Source organism: Tenacibaculum aiptasiae, assembly GCF_008806755.1.
GTDB classification, from domain to species: domain Bacteria; phylum Bacteroidota; class Bacteroidia; order Flavobacteriales; family Flavobacteriaceae; genus Polaribacter; species Polaribacter aiptasiae.
The window spans coordinates 73,057-86,054 of record NZ_WAAU01000008.1 but is presented as its reverse complement, the minus strand read 5'-3'; the positions used below and the strand labels follow the sequence as shown (position 1 = coordinate 86,054).

At 29.4% G+C, this 12,998-nt stretch carries 13 protein-coding genes and 1 other RNA gene; 8 read left to right on the top strand and 6 right to left on the bottom strand.

All coding sequences use genetic code 11. The features are described 5' to 3' along the window. Positions 1–18: 18 nt before the first annotated feature. Positions 19–1,203, top strand: coding sequence for a lipoprotein N-acyltransferase Lnb domain-containing protein (locus F7018_RS03180; RefSeq protein ID WP_150898547.1), 1,185 nt, complete (start codon positions 19–21; stop codon positions 1,201–1,203). On the opposite strand, the gene aroQ is transcribed toward F7018_RS03180, so the two are convergent. The 3 genes from aroQ to F7018_RS03165 all read right to left on the bottom strand — a co-directional run bounded on the left by aroQ (position 1,180) and on the right by F7018_RS03165 (position 2,883). Continuing rightward, positions 1,180–1,596, bottom strand: coding sequence for a type II 3-dehydroquinate dehydratase (gene aroQ, locus F7018_RS03175; RefSeq protein ID WP_150898546.1), 417 nt, complete (start codon positions 1,594–1,596; stop codon positions 1,180–1,182). The two genes, F7018_RS03180 and aroQ, sit on opposite strands and share 24 nt — an antisense overlap. A gap of 100 nt (positions 1,597–1,696) precedes the next feature. Beyond that, positions 1,697–2,278 (bottom strand): porin family protein, encoded by a 582-nt coding sequence (locus tag F7018_RS03170; RefSeq protein WP_150898545.1) that lies wholly within the window; start codon positions 2,276–2,278, stop codon positions 1,697–1,699. Between the two features lie 128 nt (positions 2,279–2,406). Beyond that, positions 2,407–2,883, bottom strand: coding sequence for an outer membrane beta-barrel protein (locus F7018_RS03165; RefSeq protein ID WP_150898544.1), 477 nt, complete (start codon positions 2,881–2,883; stop codon positions 2,407–2,409). 97 nt (positions 2,884–2,980) lie between these two features. On the opposite strand from F7018_RS03165, the gene F7018_RS03160 reads away from it, so the two are divergent. Next, complete coding sequence (locus tag F7018_RS03160; RefSeq protein WP_150898543.1) at positions 2,981–3,892, top strand: tyrosine recombinase; 912 nt, start codon at positions 2,981–2,983, stop codon at positions 3,890–3,892. A 24-nt stretch (positions 3,893–3,916) separates the two neighbouring features. Here F7018_RS03160 and ffs read toward each other — a convergent pair. Continuing rightward, positions 3,917–4,015, bottom strand: an RNA gene (gene ffs, locus F7018_RS03155) — signal recognition particle sRNA small type. Positions 4,016–4,178: 163 nt separating this feature from the next. Here ffs and F7018_RS03150 point away from each other — a divergent pair. The 4 genes from F7018_RS03150 to F7018_RS03135 all read left to right on the top strand — a co-directional run bounded on the left by F7018_RS03150 (position 4,179) and on the right by F7018_RS03135 (position 9,308). After that, positions 4,179–4,700 (top strand): DUF4199 domain-containing protein, encoded by a 522-nt coding sequence (locus F7018_RS03150; RefSeq protein WP_150898542.1) that lies wholly within the window; start codon positions 4,179–4,181, stop codon positions 4,698–4,700. 81 nt (positions 4,701–4,781) lie between these two features. Further along, positions 4,782–5,738 carry a glycosyltransferase family 2 protein gene (locus F7018_RS03145; RefSeq protein WP_150898541.1) on the top strand — a complete coding sequence of 319 codons (957 nt, stop codon included), beginning with the start codon at positions 4,782–4,784 and terminating at the stop codon, positions 5,736–5,738. A gap of 31 nt (positions 5,739–5,769) precedes the next feature. Further along, on the top strand, positions 5,770–7,479 hold the full coding sequence (locus tag F7018_RS03140) for a phospho-sugar mutase (RefSeq protein ID WP_150898540.1): 1,710 nt from the start codon (positions 5,770–5,772) through the stop codon (positions 7,477–7,479). Further along, a complete protein-coding gene (locus tag F7018_RS03135; RefSeq protein WP_150898539.1) occupies positions 7,479–9,308 on the top strand; it encodes an ABC transporter ATP-binding protein in 1,830 nt (609 codons plus the stop codon). Before F7018_RS03140 ends, F7018_RS03135 begins: the two co-directional genes overlap by 1 nt. Positions 9,309–9,344: 36 nt before the next feature. Here F7018_RS03135 and F7018_RS03130 read toward each other — a convergent pair whose 3' ends face one another. After that, positions 9,345–10,769 carry a CCA tRNA nucleotidyltransferase gene (locus tag F7018_RS03130; protein ID WP_150898538.1) on the bottom strand — a complete coding sequence of 475 codons (1,425 nt, stop codon included), beginning with the start codon at positions 10,767–10,769 and terminating at the stop codon, positions 9,345–9,347. Positions 10,770–10,773: 4 nt separating this feature from the next. Then, a complete protein-coding gene (locus F7018_RS03125; RefSeq protein ID WP_150898537.1) occupies positions 10,774–11,331 on the bottom strand; it encodes an L-threonylcarbamoyladenylate synthase in 558 nt (185 codons plus the stop codon). A 93-nt stretch (positions 11,332–11,424) separates the two neighbouring features. Here F7018_RS03125 and F7018_RS03120 point away from each other — a divergent pair, with 93 nt between their 5' ends. Further along, on the top strand, positions 11,425–12,228 hold the full coding sequence (locus F7018_RS03120) for an alpha-1,2-fucosyltransferase (protein ID WP_150898536.1): 804 nt from the start codon (positions 11,425–11,427) through the stop codon (positions 12,226–12,228). Further along, on the top strand, positions 12,225–12,968 hold the full coding sequence (locus tag F7018_RS03115; protein ID WP_150898535.1) for a glycosyltransferase family 25 protein: 744 nt from the start codon (positions 12,225–12,227) through the stop codon (positions 12,966–12,968). The genes F7018_RS03120 and F7018_RS03115 overlap by 4 nt, the downstream gene beginning before the upstream one ends. The last annotated feature ends 30 nt before the right edge of the window (positions 12,969–12,998 follow it).

Genomic DNA, 12,998 nt, shown 5'->3' with positions numbered 1-12,998 from the left:
TTTTTAGATTTTTATATCATGTTTAAAAAATACTTTTCTTTCTTAGTTGTATTATGTTGTTTAAACTATAGTTTCTCGCAAGTTTCTTCTACTTCAAACTTATCCAATTCTTCAAAAATTAGTATCATTACTTCAGGCCCTGGAGATGTTTTATATGAAAAATTCGGACATACAGCTATTCGTGTAAAAGACCCCGTTTCAAATTTAGATTTGATATATAACTATGGTATTTTTGATTTTGACAACCCTAGCTTTTATACAGATTTCACTAAGGGTTATATGAAATATAAATTAGCCAGATATCCTTTTTATTTAGCGCTAAAAAGTTCACAACAAGACCAAAGATGGGTTAAAGAACAAGTATTAAACTTAACTCAACAACAGCGAAATCAGTTTTTCCAATTTTTAGAAACAAATGCACTGCCTGAAAATGCAGGTTATTTTTACGATCCTTTCTTTGATAATTGCGCTACAAAACCAAGAGATATTATTCAAAAAATATTAGGAAATAAATTAATTTTTAATGAAAGTTTTGTTTCTGAAGATCTATCTTTAAGACAATTAATGAACAAAGAAATTCATCCGAATACTTGGGGAAGTTTAGGAATCAATATCGCGTTAGGTAGTAAATTAGATAAAATTGCTACTCCAAATGAATATTTATATTTACCAGACTATGTATTTAATGCTTTAAATTTATCTAAAGTTATAAAAGACGGAAAAGAGGAAAATTTAGTATTGAAAAGTAATATTTTACTAGATTTTAAAGAAAAAAAATCAACTAGTGATTTAATTAGCCCTTTCCTAATCCTTCTTTTAATTTCTCTTTTAGGGATATTTATTACTTATAAAGACCTTAAAAATGACAAAAGAACAAAGTGGTTGGATATTACTTTATTCTTTTTTACTGGAGTTACAGGCTTTTTAATTATTTATTTGTGGTTTTTCACAAACCACAGCACAGCTCCTAATAATTTTAATTTTTTATGGGCTTTTGCGCCAAATATTCTTTTGAGTTTTTATCTTTCTAAGGATAAAATACCTAATTGGATTTTAAAATATATTAAGTTATTGCTTTTATTATTATTCATAATTCCAATAATATGGGTTACTCATATTCAATTATTCTCAATAGCTTTAATTCCTTTATTTATTTTGTTGGGAATTAGGTATTGGTTTTTACAAAAAACTTTGAATAGCTAATTCATAACTTTGTATTCCGAACCCAGTAATTACACCTTTTGCTCCTCCTGCAATATAGCTAACATGTCTAAAATCTTCTCTTGAATGTACGTTAGATATATGTACTTCTATTACAGGAGTTTCAATACCTTTAACAGCATCTCCTATACCAACAGAAGTATGTGTATAAGCAGCTGCATTTAAAATAATTCCATCGTATGAAAAACCTACTTCATGTAATTTATTTATAAGTTCTCCTTCTATGTTAGACTGAAAATAATACAACTCTACTTCGTTATATTTTTTCTGCAACCCTTTAAATATATCTTCAAAAGAATTAGATCCATAAATCTCAGGTTCTCGTTTCCCTAACAAATTCAAGTTAGGTCCATTGATAATAATAAGTTTTTTCATTGTTAAGTTTTCTAGTAAGTAAAAGTAATCTTTTATCTTTTAAGCATAAAAAAAGGGAAGCTAAAATAGCTTCCCTTCCTTATTATTTTATTATCTTTTTTTATAATTTGAATACTCCTCCAATATTAAAGCTAGAGCCAACATTCATTCTATCAAAAAGATCAGACTTAGCAATATCAGTAATCCCTACTAATCCCTGAGCATCAAACATTAAACTGAAATTATCCGATATTTCTAATTTATATCCGATACCATAAGATATTCCTAATTGAAAAGATTCTACTTGGTTTTTAAACGAAGTTCCTGCTGCATCTTCAGCTGAAATTAAAAACCCTGGAGTAACACCAAAATTCAAATTCCACTTCCTAGTACTTCCAAAGTGCCAATTTGCGTTTAAAGGAATGTTTATATAATCTAAATTTGATTCTTGACTACCAAATTGAGTTCCCATTTTATCGTAATTTAAACCAGAACGTAAACTCCATCTGTCATTAAAAAAGTAATCAGCATTAACACCAAATCTAGCTGTATTTCTTCTATCTAGACTTTGTACTTGATCTCCATTAAATGTTGATGAAGAATAACCGATGTAAGGAATTAATTCGATATCTCCTGATTCTCTTTGTTGTGCATTTGCAGTTAAACCAAATGCCATCATAGCAACTAGTAATAGTTTCTTCATAATAATTTTTTTATTAAATTTTCAGCAAAACTATACTTTTTTCTATAAATTACAAATTAATTATTTAAAAAATAAAAAAGGCCTAGTTATTTAAATAACTAGGCCTTTTATTAACTTAATTTCTTTTCTTATAAAGAAAAAGAGTAAACTCCTCCTAAACCAATTTTAGAAACAGTTGCTCCATCAAGACTAATTCCTGAATAATCAGCTTGAATAGTGATTTTATCAGTTACTTTATAACCTACAACTGGTCTGTAGTAAAAACCACCTTTTTGACCGTCTTGGTATACTCCAATTCCATAACCTAAATCAGCACCTAAAGTGAACTTTTCAGATACAGAGTAACGAGCAGCAGCAGCTAATGGTAAGTATCCTAAATCAGCTCCATCTCCATTAAAGTGTAAGTAAGAAACAGATGGTCCAACTTTAAAGTCTTCAGCAACTTTAAATAAGTAGTTTACTTCGATAGCTCCAGTTACATCTAAATTAGCATCTTTTGCATCACCTACAGGTAAACCAATAGTACCACCAACGTTTAATTCAGTCTCTTGTGCGTTAACAGCCATACCAAAAGCCATCATAGCAACTAATAATAATTTTTTCATAATTTTTAATTTAATTAATTATAATTTCGTCTGCAAATTTAGCTCTATTTTTAATCCTGATTATGCTTTTTTAACATAAAAAAAATACAATTTTATAATGAACTGGGAACAAGCAACTTCTGACTATAAAAATTACTTAAAAATAGAAAAAGGGCTCTCAAAAAACACTATTGAGAGCTACTTTAGAGACCTAAAAAAGCTAATTTTATTCCTAGAATCACTAGAAAAACACCAAAGACCTATAAATATATCTTCGGATATTATTCAACAATTCATTTATGAAGTTAGCAAAACTATCAATCCTAGAAGTCAGGCAAGATTGATATCAAGTTTGCGTAGTTTTTTCGATTATTTAGTTTTTGAAAATTATAGAGAAGATAACCCTACCGATTTAATAGAAAGCCCTAACATAGCGAGAAAACTTCCAGATACCTTAGAAAAAGAAGAAATAGATGATTTAATAGCGGCTATTGATTTAAGTCATCCACAAGGAGAACGAAATAAAACAATCATAGAAACTATATACAGTTGTGGACTTCGTGTTAGTGAATTGATAAACTTACAGCTTTCTGATTTATTCTTTGGTGAAGAATATATACGTATATTAGGAAAAGGAAATAAATATCGCTTTGTTCCTATTCATATTACTACTATCCAACGTTTGGATTTTTACATAAATAATATACGTAGTGAAATAACTCCAAAAGTTGAAGATCAAGATACAGTATTTTTAAACAGAAGAGGTAAACGGTTAACAAGACAAATGATATTTATTATCTTAAAAAATCTTGCTACAAAAATCAATCTTAAAAAAAGTATCGGGCCTCATACCTTACGTCATTCATTTGCTACTTATTTATTAAAACACGGTGCAGATTTACGAGTAATACAACAATTACTTGGACATGAAAGCATTACTACTACAGAAATATATGTTCATTTAGATACTAGTTATCTTAAAGAAGTTGTTGAATTACATCATCCTAGAAGTAATCTGAATTTAAAATAAGAAAAGGAAAATATCGGATACAAAAAATGGCAAGCTACCTACATCACACTGCTACAACCTAATACCCTTGCTGCGTTCCCGCCCTGGGGGATTCAAAGGGAGCTAGTTGTGTAGAACTTGCCGCTGCAAATTTACAGCCTTTTTTGAGAAAAACAACAAAAAAAATCCAGTATTTTTTGTAACATTTTTAACTCTTTGAATACTAATGAATTGTTCGATAGATTTTTTTTAATTTAAAATCATCTAAAACAAAATAATATATTTGTTAAACTAACTAAATACAAAAATGGAAAAACAAGCAAACAGTAAAGGCATTATTTTAAATTACGGATTATATTTAGGTATTGCAGGAGTTTTTATTCATCTAATTTTTTATGCAACAGGAAACTTAATATCTCTAGGATGGTTATCTGGTATAATAGGTATTGTAGCTATGATTGTTTTAATAGCTTTGGGTATTAAAAAATTCAAAGCAGATAACGGAGGTTTCTTAACTTTTGGACAGGCATTAAAAGTAGGAGTTGGAATTGCTGTTATAAGTGGAATTATATCTTCTATATATACTTTAGTCTTTACTAATATGATTGACCCTAGTATTCAAGAACAAGCCCTTGAATTACAAAGACAAGCATGGATAGATAGTGGTTTAAACGAAGATCAAATAGAAGCTTCTGAAGCTATGACTAAAAAGATGCAAAGCCCTATAATAGCTGTTCCATTCGCTATAATTTTCTCAGCATTTTTAGGTTTTGTTTTCTCAGCTATTTGTGGTGCTATTATGAAAAAAACAGAAGAAAGCGATTATTAAGAAGAGTTTAAGAGGTAATAGTTTAGCTCTTTTAAGAAAGACTTTGTAACTTTACCCTTTTAAATTTTGTAACATATTAATATGGATATATCGGTAGTAATACCACTTCTAAACGAAGAAGAATCTTTACAAGAATTACACGATTGGATTGCAAGAGTTATGCAATCCAATCAATTTTTATACGAACTTATATTTATTGATGATGGAAGTACTGATACTTCATGGCAAGTAATTCAAAACTTATCATCCAAAAACAAATCAGTTAAAGGAATACGTTTTCAACGAAACTATGGTAAATCACAAGCATTAGATGCTGGTTTCGGCTTAGCAGAAGGCGATGTTGTTATTACCATGGATGCTGATTTACAAGACAGTCCTGATGAAATTCCTGAATTATACAATCTTATTGTTAAAGAAAATTTCGATCTAATTTCAGGTTGGAAAAAGAAACGTTACGATAATGTTGTAACCAAAAATATTCCTTCTAAATTATTCAATTGGGCAGCTCGTAAAACCTCTGGTTTAAAATTACACGATTTTAACTGCGGCTTAAAAGCCTATAAAAAAGAAGTAGTAAAAGCTGTTAAGGTAAGTGGTGAAATGCATCGTTATATACCTGTTTTAGCTAAAAATGAAGGTTTTAATCGTATTGACGAGAAAGTTGTACAACACCAAGCTCGTAAATATGGTGTAACCAAATTTGGAATGGATCGCTTTATCAATGGTTTTTTAGATTTAATTACCATTTCGTTTTTATCAAAATTTGGAAAAAGACCTATGCACTTCTTTGGTCTTTGGGGTAGTTTTATGTTCATTTTTGGTTTTTTCTCTGCCTTTTATATTGGTATGATGAAACTATATAGACTATCTGTTGGAGCAAAAACTATTCTAGTTACTAATAATCCTTGGTTTTATATAGCGCTTACTTCAATGATTTTAGGTACCTTGTTGTTTCTAGCAGGATTCTTAGGTGAATTAATTATAAAAAGTAGTCCTCAACAAAAACACTACTCTATTAAAGAGAAATTGAATTTTTAAACCCGTACCTTTGTACGTTTTATTTTTACACATGGAAGAGATCTTAAACAAAGCAAAATTATGGTTGTCTGATTCTTTTGATTCAGAAACTAATGAAGAAATTCAACAATTAATCGATACTAACTCTGATGATTTGGCTGATCGATTTTATAAAAATTTAGAATTTGGTACTGGTGGAATGCGCGGTGTTGTTGGAGCAGGAACCAATAGAATTAATAAATATACCTTAGGTAAAGCTACCCAAGGCTTAAGTAATTACTTACATAAAGTATTCCCTAATAAAGAATTAAAAGTAGCTATTGGCTACGATTGTCGTCATGACAGCAAATGGTTAGCTAAAGTTGTTGCTGATGTATTATCTGCCAATAATATTAATGTAGTTCTTTTTGAAGACCTACGCCCTACTCCTGAATTATCTTTTGCAGTAAACCATTTAGGTTGTGATGTTGGAATTGTATTAACTGCCTCTCACAATCCACCTGAATATAATGGATATAAAGTATACTGGACAGATGGTGGTCAAATAGTACCTCCAGAAGATAAAGGAATTATTGATGAAGTGAACTCTTTAGAATTTACTGACATTAATTTTAACGCTAAAGAAGCGCTTATTTCAACTATAGGAAGCGAAGTAGACGAAGCTTTTTGGGATGCCTCTATCAAAAATGGTACTTTTAATATCAAAGGTCGTGAAGATTTAAAAATTGTATTTACTTCATTACATGGAACTTCTATTAAATTAATTCCAGAAGTATTAAAACGTGCTGGATATACACAAGTTCATATTGTTGAAGAACAAGCTGAACCTAATGGTAGTTTCCCTACAGTAAAATCGCCTAATCCAGAAGAGCCTGAAGCATTACAAATGGCTGTTGATTTAGCAAATAAAATTGGAGCTGATATTGTTTTAGGAACTGATCCTGATTCTGATAGAATTGGTATTGCAGTTCGTGATACAAAAGGAAAAATGAAATTATTAAACGGAAATCAGACTATGAGTATGATGACCGATTTCTTAATTAACGACTGGAAAAAACAAGGTAAATTAAACGGAAACCAATTTATAGGATCAACCATTGTATCTACTAATTTAGTTAATGAAATTGCCGATTCTTACGGTGTAGAAACTAAAGTTGGACTGACTGGTTTTAAATGGATTGCTAAAATGATTAAAGACTTCCCTACTCTAGATTTTATAGGTGGTGGAGAAGAAAGTTTTGGGTATATGGTTGGTGACTTTGTTCGCGATAAAGATGCTGTTACTTCAGCTTTATTAGCTTGTGAAATTGCTGCCGATGCCAAAGCTAACAATAGTTCATTTTATGAAGAGTTATTAAGCCTTTATACACGTCATAACTTTTACAAGGAACATTTAATTTCTATTGTTAAAAAAGGTATGGATGGTGCGGAACAAATCAAACAAATGATGATTGATTTACGTAACAATCCTATTAAGGAGATAGATAACTCTAAAGTATCATACGTATACGATTATCAATCTTCTATTAAAAGAAACTTAATTACTGGTGAAGAAACAGCCATTGATGTTCCTAAATCTAATGTATTAATTTATCATACAGAAGATGGTACTAAAATAGCGGCTCGTCCTAGTGGAACAGAACCAAAAATTAAGTTTTATTTCAGTGTAAAAACAGCATTAGACTCAGTAGAAAATGCTCAAGAAACTGAAAAGAAATTAGACGCTAAAATTCAACGAATTATTAAAGAATTAAATTTATAATGGGATATTTTAAAGATATTTTAAAATATGAAAGAAAATACAGAAAGTTTACAGTTTTAAATATTGTATTCAATATTTTTTATGCACTTTTTAATGTACTTTCTGTATTAGCATTTATTCCTGTTTTAGGTATTCTTTTTGGCAAAGAACAAAAAGTTACTAGTAAACCTGTATATGAAGGAATAACCAACATAGGTAACTTTTTAAAAGAGAATTTCTATTATTTTATTTCTCAAAAAATAGATAACGAAGGCGAAATAAGTGCATTATTCTTTATATGTATACTTGCCCTACTTCTATTCTTTTTAAAGAACTTTTTTAGGTATTTAGCATCCTATTCTATTACATTTTTAAGAACAGGAATTGTTAAAGACTTAAGGAATAAATTGTATAATAAAATTGTAGAGCTTCCAGTTTCTTATTTTACAGAAAAAAGAAAAGGAGATATTATTGCTCGAATGACTAATGATGTTCAAGAAGTTGAAATTTCAATATTAACTTCTATAGAATCTATTGTAAGAGAACCTCTTACAGTTATCATCGCCATTTCAATAATGTTCTTTATGAGTGTAAAGCTTACATTATTTGTTTTTATTTTACTTCCAGTTTCTGGTTTTATAATTTCATCTATAAGTAAAAAATTAAAAGCAAGTTCTGTAAAAGCTCAACAAGAAGTAGGTAACTTCTTATCTTTTATTGAAGAAACATTAACAGGATTAAGAGTTATTAAAGGCTTTAATGCTGAAAGCGTAATTCAAAATAAATTCCTCAAGTCTACAGAAAGGTTTAGGAAATTAATGACTAGTGTTATACACAGACAAACATTAGCATCACCAATGAGTGAGTTCTTAGGTTCAGCAACTATTATAGCTATTTTATGGTATGGTGGTTCTGAAGTTCTTTCTAAAACAAGCTCTCTTCGTCCTGACGAATTTTTTGGATACATCGTATTATTTTATACAGTTTTAAACCCTATAAAACTGATTACAACGGCATATTATAACATACAAAAGGGAGAAGCTTCAGCGGAGAGAATTATGCTTATTTTGAATACAGAAAACAGTATAAAAGATAAAGATAATGCTATTGTAAAAGAAAATTTCAACAGTAAGATATCGTTTAATAATATTTCTTTTAAGTATAAAGATGAATATGTTTTAAAAGACTTTTCACTAACAATTCCTAAAGGAGAAACAGTTGCTTTAGTTGGACAATCTGGAAGTGGAAAATCTACATTAGCAAACTTAATTACTCGTTTCTATGATGTAAATAAAGGAGATATTACTATTGATGGAGAAAACATCAAGGATATTTCTAAAAAGTCTTTAAGAGATTTAATGGGTATTGTAACACAAGATTCTATTCTTTTTAACGATACTATTGCTAATAATTTAAAATTAGGAAACGAAAACGCCTCTGAAAAAGAGATTAGAGAAGCTTCTGATATTGCGAATGCTTATGAGTTTATAAAAGATTTACCTGAACAATTTGAAACCAATATTGGTGACAGCGGTAATATGCTTTCAGGTGGTCAAAAACAACGTTTATCTATAGCTAGAGCAGTTTTAAAGAACCCTCCTATCATGGTATTAGATGAAGCTACATCTGCTTTAGATACAGAGTCTGAACAATTAGTGCAAGCTGCTTTAGAAAAGATGATGGAAAATAGAACTTCCTTAGTTATTGCCCATAGATTATCAACTATACAAAAAGCAGATAACATTGTCGTTTTAAGAAAAGGACAAATTGTTGAACAAGGAAAACATGAAGAATTACTAAACAAAAAAGGTGAATACTTTAAACTTGTTTCAATGCAATCATTATCATAAATAAAAAAAAGAGAAGTTTTAAAACTTCTCTTTTTTTTATATCTTTAATTCTAATCCTAACTTCTTTCCTTTCTCAATCATAAATTCGTATGAAGCTTCATGTTCATTAGGGATTTTACCATCTAAAATAGCTTCTTTAATAGCTTCTTTTATTTGTCCTATTTCTCTACATGGAGTTAAATCAAAAGCTTTCATTATTTCTTCTCCAGTAATAGGTGGTTGGAAATTACGAATTCTATCACGCTCTTCAACTTCTTTTATTTTGATACGAACTAATTCAAAGTTCTTATGATAACGTTTAAACTTCTTAGGATTTTTAGTAGTAATATCTGCCTCACATAAAGTCATTAACGAATCTACATCGTCACCTGCATCAAAAACTAAACGACGTACCGCAGAATCTGTTACTTCACTTGCTAAAACAATAGGTCGAGAACTTAATAATACCATCTTTTGAACAAACTTCATTTTGTTATTCAATGGCATTTTTAAACGTTTAAAAAGTTTATAAACCATTTTAGAACCTACAAATTCATGTGCATGAAATGTCCATCCTTGCTTTTTATGGTAACGTTTTGTTGGAGCTTTTCCTATATCGTGCAACAAAGCTGCCCAACGTAACCAAACATCATCTGTATTTTCAGAAATATTATCAACTACTTCTAATGAATGGTAAAAATTATCTTTATGCTTTTGACCTTCAATTTCCTCTACTCCTTTTAAAGCAACCAATTCAGGCATTATTTTCTGCAATAAATTTGTTTTTTCTAAAAGCAAGAAACCAATAGAAGGTTTAGGTGATTCTAATATTTTGTTTAACTCTACAACTATTCTTTCCCTTGTAATAATATCAATTCGAGATGCATTTTTTGTTATGGCATCCAATGATCCTTTTTCAATTGTGAAATTTAATTGTGTTGCAAAACGAATTGCTCGCATCATACGTAAAGGATCGTCAGAATATGTTATATCTGGATCTAAAGGAGTTCTTATGATTTTTGATTCTAAATCGGTAATACCTCCAAAAGGATCTAATAACAAACCAAAAGAATCTTTATTTAAACTTAAAGCTAATGCATTTATGGTAAAGTCTCTTCTATTCTGATCATCTTGAAGCGTTCCTTCTTCAACTTCAGGATTTCTACTATCTTCTTTGTAAGACTCTTTCCTAGCTCCAACAAATTCTATTTCAGTGTCTTTATAACGTAACATTGCTGTTCCATACGTTTTAAAAACTTGTACTTTAGGCGTATTAGGTAATAAAGAAGCTACTTTTTTTGCTAACTCAATTCCGCTTCCTACAGTAACAACATCTATATCTTTAGCATCTCCTCTTTTTAAAATAAAATCGCGAACAAAACCTCCAATTACATAACTTTCTAATTGTAGTTCTTCAGTTGCTTTTGATATATATTGAAATATTTCAGCAGTAATTGCCTCTTTATAATATTGCTGTTGCATGTATTTACTCTCTTATCACAATCACAGAACCATTATCAATTCTTAAGATTGTTGATGATTTTTGGGTTATTTTTTCTCTGTGCAAATCTACCACATAATCTACACTATTTAAAATAGCATTACTTATTTCTGAAAATGATTTAGCTGTTGGTTCACCACTAATATTAGCAGAAGTTGATACAATTGGTTTCCCAAACTTTTTAATTAACTGCTTACAAAATTCATCATCCGGTATACGAATTGCAACAGTATTATCAGAAGCGATTGTATTCTTTGCCAACCCTTTAGGATTGTTATATATGATTGTAGTTGGTTTTTTATTTTCCTTTAAAATCTTTAAAGCATCTTCAGGAATTTCATCAATATATTGTTGCAACATTTCAATAGAGTCTACTAAAATGATTAAACTTTTTGATTCTTCTCTATTTTTTATTTCAAAAATTCGCTTTACTGATTTTTCATCTGTTGCATCACACCCTATTCCCCAAACAGTATCTGTAGGATATAAAATGATTTCACCTTTTTTTAAAAAACTTTCTGTTCTGTTTATTTCTTCCAACATCTTTCTGTTATCTTTTGACTCTGTTTTTATAACAATTTAAGTACATTTGTTCGAGAATACAAAATTACAATTCTCTTTACATAAAAACTAAATATGGTAATTATAAGAATAGTTGGTGGTCTTGGAAACCAAATGTTTCAATATGCATATGCAAAGGCCCTTCAACTCTCAGGCTATGATGTAAAAATTGATATTACAAAATTCAAAAAGTATAAACTCCATGGAGGGTATCAATTAGATAAATATAAAATTGATTTAGACTCTGCTAGTTCATTTGCTATCAACTTAGGAAAATTAGGCTTAAAAAAATCTTTAAAAGAAAAAAGTCTTCTTTTTAATCAAGATTTTAAGTCGATAAAGGGAAATGAGTATGTTAAAGGGTATTTTCAAACTGAAAAATATTTTTCAGAAATTAGAGATACTCTACTAGAACAATTCACTATTAATATTGATTTAGCTACCTCTACTAAAGATTATAGTAAGCAAATAAAAGAGGCTAAAGTTAGCTGTTCTTTACACATAAGAAGAGGCGATTATATTTCTGATCAAAAAGCTAATAGTGTTCATGGCACCTGTAGTTTAGAGTATTACAAAGAAGCTATTGAACTATTAAATAAAAAATATGGTGAGGTGAAATTCTTTATTTTCTCTGACGATATTGAATGGGTAAAAAGCAATTTACCTGTTGAAAATGCTGTATATGTAGATCATAAAACAATACCTCATGAAGATATTTATTTAATGAGTTTATGTAATCATAATATTACTGCTAATAGTACTTTTTCTTGGTGGGGAGCTTGGCTTAACAAAAACGAAAATAAAACAGTTATAGCTCCTAAACAGTGGTATATAGATAAAGAAAATGAAATAGTACCTCAAAACTGGGTTAGAATATGAAATCATATAAAGTATACTATATAAATTTAGATAAGAGCGTTCAGAGAAGGGACTTTATGGAAGATCAGTTTAAAAAACTGAATATTCCATTAGAAAGAATGCCAGCTGTATACGGAAAAGAATTACCAAGTGATTTTTTAAGTAAGTCTAAAAAACAGCATAACATACTTACACATTACCCATATTTAAACGATGGAGAAATTGGTTTAACAATGACCTATTTCAAACTTTGGGAAATTATTCAAAATCAAGAAGAGGATTATGCGATTGTTTTGGAAGATGACGCATTACTTACGGATGATTTTTTTACCGATCTACCTAATATATTAAACGATGTCACTACTGAAGATTTTGTTGATATTTCAGGAAGAAAAGGTTTTTACACCTTAAGCCAAACAGATTATACTACAAAGTTCTTAGTTCCACCATTGCAAACTACAGGGCAAATAATAGGTAAAGAGGCCGCTAAAAAACTATCCAGTAATTTAGGAGTCTATTATTCTCCTATTGATGTTATTAAACAAGATGTTTTCAAACATAAGACACCTGTTTTAGTAACTCGAAAAGAATATGTAAAAAGTAATGATTTTAATATTGGAGGTACAACAATACAGCAAAAAAAGATGCCTTTATATAAAAAAATAATTAGAGAAGTTATTAGACCTTTATGGCAACTTATAGCATTACTTACCTATAAAACATATAGATTTATTAGAAATTATAGTTTTTATAAAAAATAAATCTAAAGCTCATAAAATAAAAAAACACCA